The organism is Flavobacterium sp. SM15 (assembly GCF_022012335.1).
Taxonomy (GTDB): Bacteria; Bacteroidota; Bacteroidia; order Flavobacteriales; family Flavobacteriaceae; genus Flavobacterium.
On the sequence record NZ_JAKLTO010000001.1, the window covers coordinates 360,285 to 377,256 of the forward strand.

Annotated in this window: 14 protein-coding genes; 5 read left to right on the forward strand and 9 right to left on the reverse strand. The window is 38.7% G+C overall.

The window, feature by feature from the left end; all coding sequences use genetic code 11:
• Nucleotides 1-100: 100 nt before the first annotated feature.
• Complete coding sequence (locus tag LZZ90_RS01705; protein ID WP_237788950.1) at nucleotides 101-685, forward strand: fasciclin domain-containing protein; 585 nt, start codon at nucleotides 101-103, stop codon at nucleotides 683-685.
• Nucleotides 686-755: 70 nt separating this feature from the next.
• Here the strand turns inward: LZZ90_RS01705 and LZZ90_RS01710 are convergent, their stop codons facing one another.
• The 5 genes from LZZ90_RS01710 to LZZ90_RS01730 form a co-directional block, all read right to left on the reverse strand.
• Nucleotides 756-1,517, reverse strand: coding sequence for a succinate dehydrogenase/fumarate reductase iron-sulfur subunit (locus LZZ90_RS01710; RefSeq protein WP_237788951.1), 762 nt, complete (start codon nucleotides 1,515-1,517; stop codon nucleotides 756-758).
• 45 nt (nucleotides 1,518-1,562) lie between these two features.
• Nucleotides 1,563-2,141: a DUF2846 domain-containing protein gene (locus tag LZZ90_RS01715; protein ID WP_237788952.1), complete on the reverse strand. Its 579-nt coding sequence runs from the start codon at nucleotides 2,139-2,141 to the stop codon at nucleotides 1,563-1,565.
• A gap of 6 nt (nucleotides 2,142-2,147) precedes the next feature.
• Nucleotides 2,148-4,157: a fumarate reductase/succinate dehydrogenase flavoprotein subunit gene (locus LZZ90_RS01720; RefSeq protein ID WP_237788953.1), complete on the reverse strand. Its 2,010-nt coding sequence runs from the start codon at nucleotides 4,155-4,157 to the stop codon at nucleotides 2,148-2,150.
• A 17-nt stretch (nucleotides 4,158-4,174) separates the two neighbouring features.
• Entirely contained in the window at nucleotides 4,175-5,026 is an 852-nt protein-coding gene (locus tag LZZ90_RS01725) for a succinate dehydrogenase cytochrome b subunit (RefSeq protein WP_237788954.1), read from the reverse strand.
• Between the two features lie 150 nt (nucleotides 5,027-5,176).
• On the reverse strand, nucleotides 5,177-6,055 hold the full coding sequence (locus LZZ90_RS01730; RefSeq protein WP_237788955.1) for a hypothetical protein: 879 nt from the start codon (nucleotides 6,053-6,055) through the stop codon (nucleotides 5,177-5,179).
• A gap of 179 nt (nucleotides 6,056-6,234) precedes the next feature.
• Here LZZ90_RS01730 and LZZ90_RS01735 point away from each other — a divergent pair, with 179 nt between their 5' ends.
• The 4 genes from LZZ90_RS01735 (at nucleotide 6,235) to LZZ90_RS01750 (ending at nucleotide 11,634) form a co-directional block, all read left to right on the forward strand.
• Nucleotides 6,235-7,527 (forward strand): aminopeptidase P family protein, encoded by a 1,293-nt coding sequence (locus LZZ90_RS01735; RefSeq protein WP_237788956.1) that lies wholly within the window; start codon nucleotides 6,235-6,237, stop codon nucleotides 7,525-7,527.
• Between the two features lie 82 nt (nucleotides 7,528-7,609).
• Nucleotides 7,610-9,682, forward strand: a complete 2,073-nt coding sequence (locus tag LZZ90_RS01740) for a T9SS type A sorting domain-containing protein (RefSeq protein WP_237788957.1) — start codon at nucleotides 7,610-7,612, stop codon at nucleotides 9,680-9,682.
• A 104-nt stretch (nucleotides 9,683-9,786) separates the two neighbouring features.
• Complete coding sequence (locus LZZ90_RS01745; protein ID WP_237788958.1) at nucleotides 9,787-10,845, forward strand: DUF2891 domain-containing protein; 1,059 nt, start codon at nucleotides 9,787-9,789, stop codon at nucleotides 10,843-10,845.
• Between the two features lie 6 nt (nucleotides 10,846-10,851).
• Nucleotides 10,852-11,634: an alpha/beta fold hydrolase gene (locus LZZ90_RS01750; RefSeq protein ID WP_237788959.1), complete on the forward strand. Its 783-nt coding sequence runs from the start codon at nucleotides 10,852-10,854 to the stop codon at nucleotides 11,632-11,634.
• On the opposite strand, the gene LZZ90_RS01755 is transcribed toward LZZ90_RS01750, so the two are convergent.
• The 4 genes from LZZ90_RS01755 to LZZ90_RS01770 all read right to left on the reverse strand — a co-directional run bounded on the left by LZZ90_RS01755 (nucleotide 11,631) and on the right by LZZ90_RS01770 (nucleotide 16,879).
• Complete coding sequence (locus LZZ90_RS01755) at nucleotides 11,631-12,299, reverse strand: ATP-binding cassette domain-containing protein (protein WP_237788960.1); 669 nt, start codon at nucleotides 12,297-12,299, stop codon at nucleotides 11,631-11,633. The genes LZZ90_RS01750 and LZZ90_RS01755 overlap by 4 nt on opposite strands.
• Complete coding sequence (locus LZZ90_RS01760; RefSeq protein ID WP_237788961.1) at nucleotides 12,296-12,634, reverse strand: hypothetical protein; 339 nt, start codon at nucleotides 12,632-12,634, stop codon at nucleotides 12,296-12,298. The genes LZZ90_RS01755 and LZZ90_RS01760 overlap by 4 nt, the downstream gene beginning before the upstream one ends.
• 14 nt (nucleotides 12,635-12,648) lie before the next feature.
• Nucleotides 12,649-15,411: a PD-(D/E)XK nuclease family protein gene (locus LZZ90_RS01765; RefSeq protein WP_237788962.1), complete on the reverse strand. Its 2,763-nt coding sequence runs from the start codon at nucleotides 15,409-15,411 to the stop codon at nucleotides 12,649-12,651.
• A 61-nt stretch (nucleotides 15,412-15,472) separates the two neighbouring features.
• On the reverse strand, nucleotides 15,473-16,879 hold the full coding sequence (locus LZZ90_RS01770; protein WP_237788963.1) for an OmpA family protein: 1,407 nt from the start codon (nucleotides 16,877-16,879) through the stop codon (nucleotides 15,473-15,475).
• Between the last annotated feature and the right edge of the window lie 93 nt (nucleotides 16,880-16,972).

Genomic DNA, 16,972 nt, shown 5'->3' on the forward strand with positions numbered 1-16,972 from the left:
CCAGATAGTTATTATTTTGTTTAACTTTACTTTAATTTTGTTAAACAATTTAAATTATATTTTTATGAAAACTTTAAACTATATTCAAACGAAGTTAAGTATGCTTGTAATAGTAATGACCACTTCCTTTATGCTGTGTTCTTGTGAGAACGAAACTCAAGAAAGCACATTAGATCAAGGCGCTAAAATGAATCTTCATGAGACCCTAATTAGCATGAGAAATGGGGCACCAGCTCCTGGGATGAATTCAATTGGGGAAATTGCAATTTCCTCAGGATTTAATGAACTTGTAAGTGCATTAGTTTATGTGGATACTGAATTGAATGCCGGTTTGGTTAACTTATTTGTCAACGGAAAAGACCAATATACTGTTTTTGCACCAACAGATGAAGCTTTCATGAATTTATACACCGCATTGGGAGTTACCTCTATTGAGGAGCTACCGGCGGAACTGGTAAGAGACGTATTGCTGTATCATGTTACTCAAGGCAGAAGAGCAGCAAATTCTGTAGTTCCCCAAAATAGTCCCAGAGAAATCGAAACACTTCTAGGGGTGAGCTTTTATGTGAATCCAAATGCTTCCATAACAGCAATTGGGAATACGGCAAACATAAGTGCAGCGAACATTTCAGCTTCAAACGGTATCATTCATGTAGTTGATGCGGTACTTTTACCTATTGAGTGATTGTGAAAACAAAGGCATAAAAAAACGCATCCAACAGTTGGATGCGTTTTTTATAAATTCGATTAAAAGCTTATTTCAAACTTGCTTTTAAGTATTCTCTGTTCATACGAGCGATGTTCTCTAAGGAAATTCCTTTAGGACATTCGATCTCACAGGCTCCGGTGTTGGTACAGTTTCCGAATCCTTCTTCATCCATCTGACGCACCATGTTCAGTACACGTTCGGTAGCTTCTACGCGACCTTGTGGCAATAATGCATACTGAGATACTTTAGCTCCAACGAATAACATCGCAGAACCGTTTTTACAGGTAGCCACACAAGCTCCACAACCGATACAAGCTGCTGCTTCAAAAGCTTTGTCTGCATCTGGTTTTGGTACCGGAGTTGCATTAGCATCGATGGTTCTACCCGAAGTGTTTACCGATACGAAACCACCCGCTTGCTGAATTCGGTCGAACGAACTACGATCTACAACCAAGTCTTTGATTACCGGGAAGGCTTTACTTCTCCATGGTTCAACAAAAATGGTATCTCCGTCGTTGAACATACGCATGTGCAACTGACAGGTTGTGATTCCTGTATCTGGTCCGTGAGCGCGCCCATTGATGTACAACGAACACATACCGCAGATTCCCTCACGACAATCGTGATCGAACGCCACCGGCTCTTTTCTTTCGTTAACTAATTGCTCGTTCAATTGGTCTAACATTTCTAAGAACGAACTGTCGGTAGAAACGTTGTCCAATTTGTATGTTTCCATACTTCCTTTAGTTTTAGCGTTTTTCTGGCGCCAAATCTTAAGGTTTATATTGATGTTCTTTTTAGAAGCCATAATTTTAAATATTTGTTTTACACAAAATCTTACTGAATTATACGTTTATTCTGGTTTGTTTGCGTTTTGAAAAAACATAAACGGGTAGAGCTTTTTAATCTTATCAGATTCTTTATCTTTCAATTTTTTAAATCTAGCTAATCCATCGGCTATGTTTTGAGCTTTCTCATCACTGTTAACATTTTCAGGATTATAAACAACCTCTTTGTGTTTTTTTAATGCACGGTGAAAATTTTTCTTATGTTTAAAATTCTTAGGATCCAAAGGCTCTAAATTAACTGAAGCAATAAAAGCTCCCATTCGCCCTTGTACATCTATAACATATACTTTATTGGGTTCAAAATTAGTTTCAACATAATCTCTGTTTTCTGAAGTTGCCCAAAACATATGTTCTCCCGGGTCACATTCATAAAGAATATAATCTCCGTAAGAAATTTTACCTATAAATTTGTCATTTTCATAAATTCTAAAATTAACCAAAGGCGCAACAGAAAGAGAACGTGTAAAATAAACTAATGATTTTCCTTCTGAAGGTTTTTTGATTTCAATTACATCCTGCGCAAATAGAATAGATGTGAAACTAAAGAAAACAAACAAAAATGCTACTGTTTTATTAAATTTCATAAACTATTACTTATAATTTCTAGCTGCGATTTTAATGTACTCGTATACCAACTCTTCTTTGTGAAGTACTTCCTGGTTGATATCGCTACCTTTATATTCCCAAGCACCTACAAACTTGAAGTTTTCGTCGTCACGAAGCGTTTCTCCTTCAGCATCCTGGTACTCTTCACGGAAGTGACCTCCGCAAGATTCTTTACGCTGTAAGGCATCCATCGCCATCAATTGTCCTAATTCCATGAAATCGGCCACACGTAGTACTTTTTCCAATTCAGGATTCAATTCATCTGCGCTTCCCGGAACATAAACTTCTTTATAGAACTCTGCACGTAAAGCATCGATTTCCGCAACAGCTTCTTTCAAGCCCTGCTCGTTACGTCCCATACCTACTTTATTCCACATGATGTTTCCTAAAGCTTTGTGGAAATAATCAACCGATTTAGTTCCGTTGTTGTTTAAGAACATATTGATTTGTTCGTTCACACGGTTTTCTGCCTCAACGAATTCCGGCAAATCTGTAGAAATTTTACCCGTACGGATTTCATCCGCCAAATAATCAGAAACGGTGTAAGGCAATACGAAATATCCATCTGCCAAACCTTGCATTAGAGCAGAAGCTCCTAAACGGTTCGCCCCGTGATCCGAAAAGTTCGCCTCTCCCGCCACGAAACATCCTGGAATGTTAGTCTGTAAATTATAATCTACCCAAACACCACCCATGGTATAGTGTACCGCTGGGTAAATCTTCATTGGGGTTTCGTATGGGTTTTCGTCGGTAATTTTTTGGTACATGGTAAATAAGTTACCATATTTCTCCTCTAACCACTGTTTCCCTAAAGCGGTAACTTCCGCATCTGTAGGGTTGTGATTTCCTTTTGCGTACGCTGCTTGTTTTCCTTTAGAGATAATCTCTGAAGAGAAATCCAAGTAAACTCCTTCGTTCGTATCGTTCGCCTCGATCCCGAAACCGGCATCACAACGCTCTTTTGCCGCTCTGGATGCAACGTCACGAGGAACCAAGTTACCAAACGCTGGATATCTTCGCTCTAAATAATAATCTCTGTCTTCTTCCGCAATTTGCGTCGGTTTTAATTTACCGGCACGGATTGCTTCCGCATCTTCTTTTTTCTTCGGAACCCAGATACGTCCTGAGTTACGTAACGATTCAGACATCAACGTTAATTTCGACTGGTTCGTTCCGTGTACCGGAATACAAGTCGGGTGAATCTGTACATAACAAGGGTTCGCGAAGAATGCTCCTTGTTTGTGGATTTTCCAAGCTGCTGTTACGTTCGATCCCATTGCGTTGGTTGAAAGGAAATAAACGTTTCCATAACCCCCAGTTGCAATGATCACCGCGTGTGCCGAATGTCTTTCGATTTCTCCTGTAATCAAGTTACGAGCAATGATCCCACGAGCTTTTCCATCCACTTTTACTAGGTCTAACATTTCGTGACGGTTGTACATTTGCACACGTCCTAAACCGATTTGTCTTGATAAAGCCGAATAGGCTCCTAATAATAATTGTTGACCTGTCTGACCTGCCGCATAAAACGTTCGTTGTACCTGAGTACCTCCGAACGAACGGTTATCCAACAATCCGCCGTAATCACGAGCGAACGGTACACCTTGCGCCACACACTGGTCGATAATGTTGGCTGAAACTTCCGCTAAACGGTGAACGTTTGCCTCACGTGCACGGTAGTCTCCTCCTTTAATTGTATCATAGAACAAACGATAAGTACTGTCCCCATCGTTTTGGTAATTTTTTGCTGCATTGATCCCTCCCTGTGCCGCAATGGAGTGCGCACGACGTGGAGAATCCTGAAAACAAAATGCCTTAACATTGTATCCCATCTCCCCAAGAGAAGCGGCTGCCGAAGCACCTGCCAATCCTGTACCTACAACGATAACATCGATTTTAGGACGGTTGTTTGGAGCTACTAATTTTAAGTGATTTTTATGGTTGGTCCATTTTTCTGCAATTGAACCTTCTGGTATTTTAGAATCTAACTTCATAATAATAGTGAGGTTGATTATTTAACAAAGTGAATGTAAACTGGAATAATTGCAAACAACAACGGAACGATAATCGCAAACAATTTTCCGAAGGTTTTAATTGCCGGAGTGAATTTATTGTTAATTCCCAAAGACTGAAAAGCACTTTGGAATCCGTGCATTAAATGGAACGCTAACACTCCCATTGACAAAACGTATAAAATCGTAGCAATTAAACCGAATTTAGGATTTTGAAAGAACGCAAAAGTGATTTTATGCAAATCTTTATACCCTTCTCCAACTTTGATTTTAGCTTGAGTATTGTAAAAATCCTTACCGTGGTCGATATAAATCTGAGCGCCCATTGCCTCTGCTTCTTTCAAATCTTTAGCTACCTGTGCTACAGGAATATAAGCTCCTGCTGTTGTAACATACAAATCCTGCTTTTGACCCATCATGTCGATTGTAGTAGCGTATACCGGCATTTTTTTATCAAAGTGCATTCTTGCCCAGAAATTTGCCATGTGCGTTACAATGAAAATCAAAATCAAGGTTCCCAACACCGCCATGTTTCTTGAAGCCATAGAACTGTTCGCGGACGGATTGCTTTTTGCATAAGCGATTGGTCTAGCTTTTTTGTTTTGGATTGTTAACATAATCCCGTCAACCGCGTGGAATAAAATCGAGAAGTACGTTAAGTAAGATAATAATTTTACCGCCGGATTGGAAGTCATGAACAATGCATACTGGTTGAATTGTAATGCATCACCAAAAATCAACTGAAGGTTTCCAGCTAAGTGACCTGCCAAAAACAAGCATAAAAATAAACCCGTAAGAGCCATCCAGTATTTTTTTGCGATAGATGACTTTAGAAGCGCAGATTGTGCCATAGTATTTGTTTAGTGTAATAGTTTTTAAAAATCAGACAAAAATAAGGGTATTTGATGGTAACCACAAATCTTTAGCGCTAATTTATAATGAATTTAAAGTGCTTACACAAGCAAAAAAAATCGCTTGTAAAAAAGCGGTTTCAAATTACACTATTGATAACTGGGAATAAGGCCTCGTAAACCCATATCCACAACATTTTCTCCTATGGATGGCTCATATTTCCCATCAGCGTTTTGCTCGTGCCATTCAAAGCTTTTGTTAATCGATAACGACAAGGTCAAAACCATATTTGTAGTTTCATTTCCGGTAATCGTTAAATTGTTGGCAAATTTTCCGGTAACCACACAAGAGCCGGGCGGGATTGTTGAAGTTGCATGCAAAGGATTTGGAACCGTCGTTGCTCCGGGAGGCGTTTGTCCGGAAGTGGAATAATTCACCCCCTGCAAACCGAAAGTCCAATACCCTTGGTCTTTATTAGCATTAACCGTGTAATTGTATCCTCCGGAAGTAAAAGAGGCTATATAAGTAGACTTACCCACAAAACTGGCCAAGGTCCCAATGTAATTCACACCAGAGCTCAACACATTAATGTTATAATCCTGATAGGATAACGAACAACGCACCCATTGGTAACTGCCAGGCGCAATGTTCTTAAGAGGAATCGACAGGAATGCTTCTCCCTCCCCAACAATTATCGCTTTACTAAAATCAAAAGCATTTGCGCCTCCGGCTGTAGTTTCTGCACCATGGTATAAGATTGTTCCTTGCCCTAATTGTGTTGTCGCACTTTGCGCCAATTCAAGATAATGCGAACTTATTTTATTAAATACAGGGGTTTGCGCTGCGTTACCTGAGGCAACCGTAGAAGGCTCACCTAAATTATTAAGACGCACCTGATTCGGATCAAATTTAAACTTTACAATTAATTGAGGCCCAGCAGGTCCTTGGGCAACCGCATCGTCTTTATCATCACACGAAACAAAAAAAACACTCATTAAAACAAGTCCTAAAATTACATTCATCTTCATAATACAATGGAATTAAACAGGTTAGTCTTTTATAGATTTTAACGAAAATAAAAAGAAATTCGTGGTTCAGCTTTTCTCAAGAACTTTTTTTGTTAAATAATTTTAGGCTTGCATTAACAGGTTTTGCCTTTAAAGTTGTTAAATTTGGATTCTTGTAATTCTATAAATTCATTTCAATTATGAAATACCATCAGATAGACCGTGATTTGTTCATTAAGAACCGAAGCAAGTTCGCGGCACAAATGAAACCCAACAGTGTAGCGGTTTTCAATTCCAATGATATTTATCCGGTTTCCGCAGACAGCACGCTTCCTTTTGCCCAGCACCGCGACATCTTTTATTTATCCGGTGTGGATCAGGAAGAAAGTATTTTATTGCTTTCCCCGGATGCACCCTATGAACACCTGAAAGAAATCCTTTTTTTAAGAGAAACCAACGAGCACATTGCCGTTTGGGAAGGCGAAAAACTAACCAAAGAGCGCGCGTTTGAAGTTTCGGGAATCAAGACCGTAATTTGGTTGCAGGATTTCCACAAGACCTTGAAAGAAGTTATGGCGTATGCCGATACGATGTACATCAACACGAACGAGCATTACCGAGCAAGCATAGAAACCGAAACCCGTGAGGCCCGTTTTGTGAAATGGTGGAAAGAAACCTATCCGGCACACAAAGTGGAAAAATCCAACCCGATTTTACAACGTTTGCGTTCCATCAAAGAAAGTGAGGAAATCGATTTGATTCAACACGCCTGCAACATCACCGAAAAAGGGATCCGCAGATTGTTGACCTTTGTAAAACCAAATGTAATGGAATATGAAATCGAGGCGGAACTGGCACACGAATTCTTGAGAAACCGTTCCAAAGGTTTTGCTTATACTCCGATTATCGCCTCAGGTAACAACGCGAATGTATTGCACTATATCGAAAACAACCAACAGTGTAAAGCCGGTGATTTGTTATTGTTAGATGTAGGAGCGGAATACGCCAATTATTCCAGTGATTTAACCCGTACCATTCCGGTTTCCGGACGCTATACCGACAGACAACGCGAAGTGTACAACGCCGTTTTACGTGTAAAAAACGAAGCGACCAAAATGTTGGTTCCGGGTACTTTATGGAAACAATACCATGTGGAAGTAGGTAAAATCATGACTTCGGAATTATTAGGCTTAGGCTTAATAGACAAAGCCGATGTACAGAACGAAAACCCAGACTGGCCGGCTTATAAAAAATATTTCATGCACGGAACTTCGCACCATTTAGGTTTGGACACCCATGATTACGGACTATTGCACGAACCAATGCAGGCCAATATGGTATTTACCGTTGAACCGGGAATTTATATCCCTGCGGAAGGCTTCGGAATCCGTTTGGAAGATGATGTGGTGATTCAGGAGAATGGCGAACCGTTCAACCTGATGCGCAACATTCCTATTGAAGCGGAGGAAATCGAAAGCTTGATGAATTCTTAAGTAAAATAGTACAGATTAAAATTACGGCTCACTTTTAGTGGGTCGTTTTTTTATACCTTTGCGCCTTCAAAAAAGATTAAAAATGAATATCATTACCTTCTCTAAAAAGAAATTTTACTTTCTATTTATTGTATTTTTCTCATTTATTGTTTCAGGTTTACAAGCGCAGACAGCGCCTGAAAACACAAGATTAATACAAATTAATCAAGATCATCGTGCTTTTTTTTACAAAATCTATTGCAAACATTTGAAAACCCAAAATAGTGATTTATTTATCAGTTGTTTAGCCCAAGCTAATCTCAGTTTTTTCAACCAACCCGTAAACAACGGCTTTGCTTATGCAAGACACATTGCCCGTTTAAGCGAAGATGGTTTACCGCGTTGGACGGCACAGTTTGTTCCAGATACAGAATCTGATCAACTCCACGTATCCGGTGATTTGACCTGTGTGGACAAAGATGATAACTTTTTATTTTTAAGCAAACTAAGTGGTAGCTACTCTTTTTTTAAGGATGCTTCGGGGACTACCATTAATTTTTCACAAACTGCCGAAAACGGAACAGCTAAAGCACTTGTAAAGATTGATAAAAATGGAAATTATCTTTGGTCAAAAACAATTATTCCTCCCTCAATATTTCAATTTCAAGGAGCGGTTACTACAGATAATAATGGTGATGTGTATCTAGTTTTTAATATCGGATTACTCACTATTGACAATACAATTATAGGCACTACGACTGATTCTTTATCATTTATAAAGTTAAGCGGTATTGATGGCAGTATCATTTACAGCAAGAACTACGATTACCGATGCTATTCGTTTCTTCCAGTATTTGATGCTCAAAACAATCTTTATGTTTTCACAGAACCAGCGATTTCAACAGATAATAACAGTTATGTTTTTGACTCAACAACCATTCAAGGGAACACTCAAGGAATAGGAAGCTTAATGTTGAAATTCAACGCTCAAGGTGATGTGGTTTTTGGTAAAGATTTTTACATGAATGCCTCTAATGTTTTCTACTCTTGGCCTAATGATGTAGTTTTTGACGGGACAGACTTTGTTCTCCATGGAACTTTATACGCAGATCCTCCTTCTGACTTTGTTGGCATGGATGGACTTATTATTCCTCGAAGCTATACAGAAAATTATGGCGAAGGTTTTTTTGCAAAAATTACTACTTCAGGAACTGTCTTATGGCAAAAGCCACTTGAAACCAACATGGATAGTGAATTAAGCTCCTACACAAACATAGATGTTGATGAGAATCATAACTTTTATGTTTATTATACTGGCGTGAAGGACAAATTAAAAATCAATGGCACGGAATACAATTTTAATACCGTAAAAGGTGAAAAAGTGTTAATTAAATTCGATACCGATGGAAATCAAACCTATTTAAAATCAGTTGATTTTGGGGACCACAAAGCATCTATTGATGTTTTTGGTGTTGATAAAATAAATGTCAGCAGTTATACCACAGAAAATAATATTCTGAATTACCCAATTAACACTATCAACAATTATGATAACTTTCCTAATCGGCCTAAACCTTATGTAGCAACATTCGGCAATTTAAACAGCCTATATTTAACACCTGTTGTAAACTATTCAGAAGTAAATAATGCAGTCATTTCAAATAATGGAAGTGACACCAACACCTATACTTTCAACCTTGTTAACAATGTAAACTGGACTGCAACCAGTAATCAGCCTTGGCTTAGTTTATCTCAAGTAAATTTAGCTGGTAAAAATACATTAGACACTTCTCTTTCAGGTTCTGGAGATGCCAAGATCACTTTAACAGCAGGCCCAAACACTACAGGAAACGACCGATCTGCAACCGTTACTCTTAGCGGAACAGGTGTTACTACCAAAACGATTTTAGTTACCCAATCAGGCACTTTAAGCACTCCTTCAAACGAGTTCAACGCAAACGCATTAGTTTTATATCCTAATCCGGCGCACTTCTCAATTGCTTTTTCAGAACCGGTAAAAGAATTGGAAATTACGGATGTAAGCGGCAAAACGATTAAAGTTTTTAAAGGATTCAATTCCGATTATACTATTAACGATCTTGCCAAAGGGATTTATTTTGTAAAAGGAACAACCCAAAACGATAGTAGGTTTATTAAAAAACTAATCAAAGAATAAAAGTTCATACCTCATAAAACGACCCACAAAAAACGGGTCGTTTTTTTATTAATTTTTGTTTCCCCAAAATCTTGAATAAATTTGTAGTTCTAACCAAAAGCACCATGAGGTTTATACTCTTTTTTCTTTTTTCGGTTTTCAATTTAAGTGCCCAGCAACTTACCGAGGAAACAGCGTTGAAATTAAGCCGATTACCCTTGCATTGCATCGGTACTGAATTTCCAAACAAAACCTCCCATCTTTCGGATTCAGAAAAAGATGCCGCTTTACTTCCGCACGAGCTGCATCCGGTTTTTTACGGTTGTCTTGACTGGCACAGTAGCGTTCATGGTCATTGGATGCTGGTCAAACTTTTAAAAGAATTTCCGAATCTAAAAAACAAAGATTCCATCACAACCGTTCTGAACAATTCTTTTCAAAAAGAAAAAATGCTCTTGGAAGCCGATTATTTCGGAAAATACACCTCTTCAAACAATTTTGAACGCACTTATGGCTGGGCATGGCTCTTAAAATTAGACGAAGAACTTTACACCTGGAATACTCCGCAAGGAAAAAAATGGCATGTAGCGCTACAACCCTTAACCGTTAAAATTGTACAGCTTTGGAAAGCCTATTTACCCAAACAAACCTATCCGAACCGAACCGGGGTACATCCAAACACCGCTTTTGGACTCTGTTTTGCTTACGATTGGGCCAAGACCACAAAGGATCAAAACTTTTTACAGCAAATCACCCAAAAAGGAATCGATTTTTATCAAAACAATACCCAAATTCCTGCTCATTTGGAACCGGATGGCAGTGACTTTTTTTCGCCTAGTCTTCAAGCAGCAGATTTAATGACCCGAATTCTCACTAAGGATAAATTCCTGAAATGGTTTAAATATTATTACACTAAAGAAGGTTTGAAACGAATCTATAGTCAACCCACAGTAAGCGACCGAAACGACTATCAAATTGTACATTTGGACGGATTATCGTTCAGTAGGGCATGGAACATGAAAAGCATTGCAAAACAACTTCCCAAAAATAACGCCGCAAAAAAACAACTGGAGCAAACTGCCGATAGCTTCATAAGCAAATCATTGCCTGTTTTGTTTGGAAGCGGTTATGGTGGTGAGCACTGGCTGGCTTCGTTTGCTATTTATGCCTTAACATTAAAGTAATTCCTTTTGAAAACACTCCTATACAAAAACACCAAAATTGCGTATGCCGAAACCGGTAAAGGAACTACTGTAGTGTTGCTTCACGGATTTTTGGAAAACTCAACCATGTGGAATTTCTATATTGAAGAATTATCTAAAAAATACCGTGTGGTTACCATCGACCAACTCGGACATGGTCAAACCGAATGTATGGGATACCTGCATACCATGGAAGACATGGCCGATACCGTTCATGCCGTTTTAAACGAATTGCGCATCCGAAAGGCAATTTTTGTAGGACATTCCATGGGCGGTTATGTGGCTTTGGCCTTCGCCGAATTGTATCCGGACAACGTAAAAGGGATTGTACTTTTAAACTCCACTTCCCGCGCCGACAGCGAAGAGCGCAAACTCAACCGCGACCGTGCCATCAAAGCAGTAAAACAAAGTTACACAACCTTTATCAGCATGTCGATTGCGAATTTATTCAGTGAAGAAAATCGTGAAGTACTTACCGAAGAAATCGAACAGGTAAAACTGGAAGCTTTGAAAACACCGCTTCAGGGAATAGTTGCCGCTTTGGAAGGTATGAAAATACGAAAAGACCGTGAAGTTCTGCTTCATTTCGCCCCATATCCCGTCTTGCTGATTTTAGGCAAAAAAGATCCGGTTTTAAATTACCAAGACAATCTGGAACAAATTGAAGGAACCGCCACCAAATTAGTCACCTTCCCCGACGGCCACATGAGCCATATCGAAAACAAGGATCAACTAGGGAAAGTACTTTTGGATTTTTTCAAAGGAATTTAAAGCATCCCCTCCATTAAATACCCTCTTTCTATTAATTCCTGCTGATTTTTTAAATGATAGGTTTTTCCGTCTTTCATTAAAATAAGCCTGGTGGAAATTTTAAGCACATTTCTATAGTTGTGGTCGGTAATAATGATCCCTTTATGTTGCGTTGCATCGGTTATTAATTGGTTTACCTGTTCCAACATAAGTGGCGATAACCCATTGTAAGGTTCGTCCAACAAAGCAAATTTAGATGCGCTGGACAAAACAAGTTTTATTTCAAGATAACGAAGTTCTCCTGTGGAAAGACGATCAATTTTTTTATCCAAAAGTCCTTGAAGGAATGCATCGGTATTAAAAGTACTTCTTCTAGACTTTTCAACCGTCAAGGCAATGGCTTTCTTTACCGTAAAATGTTTCGGAATAAAATGATTTTGGGACAAATAACTAACTTCCTTAAGCAGCTCTGAGGTTTTGTATTTGGTTTTCCAGTCAATGCGAATAAATTTTTCATCGGCGGCTACCAACCCAAAGATGATCTTCAGAAGTGTGGATTTTCCGGAACCGTTTCTGCCAAGTAAACCGATAACTTCACCGGTTTCACATTTTAAAAACACATCTGAAAGCACCTTTTTATGGCCTAAGGTTTTCTGAACACTGTCAACCTCTAAAACATGTTTCATAAGCTTTTAAAAATAAAAACGTAAATACAACTTAGGATAAGTGCAACTAAAAAATTAATCAGCAAGGAAGAACCCCAAAGCGCTAGACGTGATAAACCGTTATTAAAGTAAAACAAATACTCCTCTTTGCTCTTTACTTCCTTAATGGCCAGACTCGTGATGAACCCAAAACTGACAAACATCAAAATTGATTCTGAAAATCCTCCGAAAAGAAAACCCGTCAAAGACAAAAGCACATTGACTGTTAAAGTAGTGCTGTAAAACGCTGCTATGTTAAGTAATTTTCTGATGTTTTTTTGATAAAGAACTTCATTTTTCAGGAATAAAATTCTCAAAGAGGTGTTAAATTTTAGTTCAATTTTTCCTCAAAGGAAACTTCAGGATTCAGAATCTCGTTAATTAAGTGGATAATTTCCGTTTTGAAATCTGCCAACACTTCCGTTCCAATCAAGGTGTCTGCCGATCTGTCTTCTTTAAAACCAAAAGGCATAAACCCAGCTTTCATGTTTTTAAAAGAAATAATACCCGCCTCGAGTTCCAGACCGTTAAGCTGCTCTTCATACATCAAAGCATAACAAAGCAACTGGATAATTTTATCATTTTTGATCTCGGAAGTAAGTCCGTTCCAGCTTTTTAACTGAACGTTTCGAAGTTCTACCTTACCGGTTTTATAGTCAATGATTCGGATTTTCCCATTTCGTTGCTCAATACGATCTACATTTCCGGCAATTTTCACAGGGTAAGGCAAACGCTGATCTTCCAACAAACAATCCAAAGAGGTTTCCAAAGCAAGTACCTTAACAGCATCTCCTGCTTGAATATTTTTCTTTTCTTCGCTGAGGAAATTGAAAACGTTACGCTTAGCCACTTCAAAAGCCAGCAGGTTTTTTCCTTTTTTGATTTCGCCTTCTTTATAAACTTCCCGGAATTGTCGCTCCACTTCTTCATTTGCCTTTGAGAACATTTCATCAAGGAGTTCCACGGTAAGAAAACGATTCAGTAATGGCTTGTACAATTCCTCCAAAACACCATGAATAATTGTTCCCAAGGTGTTTAAAGCGATGTTTTCCTCAACCTCTTCCACTTCCGAAATGCGCAAGACGCGTTGATTGTAAAACTGAATGGGATTTCGAATGTAACTGGTTAGTCCGGAAGGTGAAAACCCTTTATCCGTAGCAATTTCCTTTAAACGTTCCATAACCTTTTTCGACTTCGGAATCTGTACTGGTTCGTAGGCTTTATCAGGCAAATAAGCGTTGAAAATTTGATTTGTAATGGTGTGTTTAGGTTGTCGTTCAATTTCCAATTGCGTAATGAAACGGCTTTTTTCTCCAGCATCCAACCCCTCACTTTCAGTGTTGTACAACAAATAAATGTTCTTAGCCCTTAAAAGCAAATGATAAAAATGATAGCAGTAAATGGCATCTTTTTCCTTATAAGTCGGTAAGCCCAATTCGCGTTTTACATCATACGGAATAAACGAATTGGTAGATTTACCGGCAGGAAAAACACCTTCATTCATTGAGGTGATGATTACATTTTCAAAGTCAAGAACCCGACTTTCCAATACGCCCATAATCTGCAGCCCGGAAAGTGGCTCGCCTTCAAAGGAAACTTCAGCCAGATCGATAATCTGCTTATAAATAGTATGCAGGGTAGCAATGGAATCGATCTTAGAATAAGTTTCACAATACGTAATAAGTTTGTTGAGTACTTTAAAAACAGAATGCAGAAAGGCTTTGGCAATTTTATCGTCTTCCGTATCGTTTGATAAGTTACTTTTGATCACCAGCAATAACTCCGATAAGCGTTTGGTCACTAAAAGCGCATCGTCTTCCCAACGTTCAAAAAGAAGCTTGAACAAGGCAGTCGGCTCAGGATTCATTCCCACAAAATGCTGTTGCGATAAAAAAGTAATATTGTTTTTATTGATGATTTGAACTACCTCCTTTGCCTTAACATAAGGCTCAATCAAAGGATGCGTGAGCACCTCAAGCACTTCTTTGTAATAAAACGTATAACTTTTGGCGTTACGTTGAAGAGCATTGGCATGCAATTTAAAGAGCTTACCGACCAAAATTTGCGCCGGATTGTTTTTACTGCCATAACCCATAGTGATGTTTAGACTCGTTACCGAATCCGGCAAGGCATACAAAGCGGGAATCAATAAATTTTCTTCTCCTAGAACTAAAGCGGTTTTATCCAGACTTGCACCCTCGGCCTGAATTCCCTCAATAATCTTACCGGCAATTTTAGCCTGACCGATAGTTTTTGGGGTTCCGATAATGCGAATGTTTTTGGCTTGGGAAAACTCCTTTACTAACCATTCAAAGGGAGTACTGGTATATTGCTTCCACTCTTTTCTGAACCTTCGGATAAAAAGCCCGGCATCGTGAAAGGAGTCGTTAAGGAAAGTCTCATCAATATCCCAGTAGATTTTGGCCTGGTCATTAAAAAGCAACTGCTGAATGATTTTTTCTTCTGCCTGATTTAAAGCATTGAATCCGGCAAAAATCAACTTTTTAACCCCTAGAGTCTCCGAAAAATGATTAAGGTTCTCCACTGCCTCCCTATATATAAGTCCTTGATAGCCTATTCCCTTAATCAGAAGATGCTGGTAGAAGCTAGCATAATATTCAGGAAGCTTACTCCAAAACTCCAAATGATTATCGATTAAGCGTGTGGTCTGTGAAGCTTCCAAATCCCAACGCTTCAATACTTCAATATCTTTTAAGTAACTGAAAACATGATTTGGCGGTAACAGGTAACGATCGATTTCATTAAAATCCTGTAACAGTGTTTTTCCCCAATTGGCAAAAAGTTCGAAATCCTGTTGTTTTTCCAACGGCGTGATGGAAAGATAAACGTTGTAAAATTCAAACAACAATTCAATAGGATCAGCATTGCGAATGCCCGACACATCTTGAACAAAATCCTCAATACTTATAATTTCAGGAGCAAAAACAGTCTCCGGTAATTGACGCTTCAACGCTTCAATTAAAAAAACCTTAGCCCTTTTATTTGGCAAAATAATCTGAACTGCATCCAGAGATTCTCCAAATTGGCGAACCAGTTCAGCACTTAATGTATCAAGGAAAGTAGGATTTGTCATAGGATAAAAATAAAAAAACGCCCCGAAATTCGGAGCGTTTTCTTAATTTATTTAGAGGTGATTAGTTAACTAATTTAACTTCTACACGTCTGTTGTTTGCTTTACCTTTAGCAGTTTTGTTAGAATCGATTGGTTTAGCCTCACCGTAACCTTCAGAAGTTAATCTGTCAGCAGCGATACCGTGATCGATTAAGTAAGTTTTAACTGCAGCAGCTCTATCTTTAGATAATTTCAAGTTAGCAGCATCTTTACCATCTGAATCTGTGTGACCTTCGATAGAGAATTTAGATGTTGGGTACTCTTTTAAGATCGCAGCGATAGACTCTAAAACTGGGTAAGTTTGTTTTTGGAAAGAAGACTTACCAGAGTTGAACAAGATCGTTTTAGCGTAAGCGTTTAATTTTTTGATAGCATCTTCAGATACTTCAGGACATCCGTTGTTAGCAACAGTTCCTTTTACGTCTGGACATTTATCATCTTTGTCAGCTACACCGTCTCCGTCTGTATCAGGCCAAGGACAACCAGCGTTTTCTCTAGGACCTTTAACGTCAACACATTTGTCATCTTTATCAGCTACACCGTCTCCGTCTGTATCAGGACAACCTTGCATAGCAGCAGGACCAGCAACTTCAGGACAAGCATCGTCTTTGTCTACGATTCCGTCTCCGTCAGTATCAGGACATCCGTTGAATTCTTTAGGACCAGCAACTTCTGGACAAGAATCATCTTTATCAGCGATACCGTCAGCGTCTGTATCAGGACACCCTTGGAATTCTTTTAAACCAGCAACTTCTGGACAAGCGTCATCTTTATCATAGATTCCGTCTCCGTCTGTATCTTTACCTCCAAATTTGAAAGTAAGACCTGCGAAATGCTGTAAGTGAGAAGCAACATCTACATCTGGAGTTCTTGTATCGTCAAATGAATGCTTGTAAGTCGATTGTAAAGATAAACCAACTTGCTCAGTAAACCAGAAGTTGAAACCTAAACCTCCATTTACAGTTCCTGTAGAAGCATCACCTAAGAAAGTGTAACCTCCACCAACGTGCAAATATGGATCTAACCATTTAGATTTTAACATATCCATAAAGCTATACTTGATAACTCCATCGATACCGTAGTACATTAAATCACCAGGGTTCCCTACTGGATAGTCACCTGGATTAGTCATTCTTTCCCCAACGAATTTGTCAATTTTGTTAACAGATCCTGTTACACCAAAAGAGAAATTGTTACCAACGTGTCTTGAAACGTTCACGTAAGATACTGAAGGAAGGATGTTCCAATACTTGTTTGCATTAAAATACTGAGAAAACTGATCTTCTACTTTAGAAGCAGCACTCACTCTACCACCATCTACTGCGTTCGCACCAAATGAGATAGCCCATGGATTGTTACTATCCTGTGCTTGAGCGTTTAAACCTGCAAACATAAGAGCAGCAACAAATAATCTGTTTAGATGTTTCATACTTTTTTTATTTAATTACAATACGTTATAATTGAGACAAAAATAAGAGGTTAATAATTAACTACAAAGACTTTCGTTAAAAAAATCGCATTT

What these genes read in the sequence shown, in the direction of transcription:
- LZZ90_RS01715 (WP_237788952.1), bottom strand. Translation starts at nt 2,141, where the DNA reads ATGAAATTTAATAAAACAGTAGCATTTTTGTTTGTTTTCTTTAGTTTC.
- LZZ90_RS01740 (WP_237788957.1), top strand. Translation starts at nt 7,610, where the DNA reads ATGAATATCATTACCTTCTCTAAAAAGAAATTTTACTTTCTATTTATT.
- LZZ90_RS01720 (WP_237788953.1), bottom strand. Translation starts at nt 4,157, where the DNA reads ATGAAGTTAGATTCTAAAATACCAGAAGGTTCAATTGCAGAAAAATGG.
- LZZ90_RS01730 (WP_237788955.1), bottom strand. Translation starts at nt 6,055, where the DNA reads ATGAAGATGAATGTAATTTTAGGACTTGTTTTAATGAGTGTTTTTTTT.
- LZZ90_RS01735 (WP_237788956.1), top strand. Translation starts at nt 6,235, where the DNA reads ATGAAATACCATCAGATAGACCGTGATTTGTTCATTAAGAACCGAAGC.
- LZZ90_RS01705 (WP_237788950.1), top strand. Translation starts at nt 101, where the DNA reads ATGCTTGTAATAGTAATGACCACTTCCTTTATGCTGTGTTCTTGTGAG.
- LZZ90_RS01710 (WP_237788951.1), bottom strand. Translation starts at nt 1,517, where the DNA reads ATGGCTTCTAAAAAGAACATCAATATAAACCTTAAGATTTGGCGCCAG.
- LZZ90_RS01725 (WP_237788954.1), bottom strand. Translation starts at nt 5,026, where the DNA reads ATGGCACAATCTGCGCTTCTAAAGTCATCTATCGCAAAAAAATACTGG.
- LZZ90_RS01755 (WP_237788960.1), bottom strand. Translation starts at nt 12,299, where the DNA reads ATGAAACATGTTTTAGAGGTTGACAGTGTTCAGAAAACCTTAGGCCAT.
- LZZ90_RS01765 (WP_237788962.1), bottom strand. Translation starts at nt 15,411, where the DNA reads ATGACAAATCCTACTTTCCTTGATACATTAAGTGCTGAACTGGTTCGC.
- LZZ90_RS01745 (WP_237788958.1), top strand. Translation starts at nt 9,787, where the DNA reads ATGAGGTTTATACTCTTTTTTCTTTTTTCGGTTTTCAATTTAAGTGCC.
- LZZ90_RS01770 (WP_237788963.1), bottom strand. Translation starts at nt 16,879, where the DNA reads ATGAAACATCTAAACAGATTATTTGTTGCTGCTCTTATGTTTGCAGGT.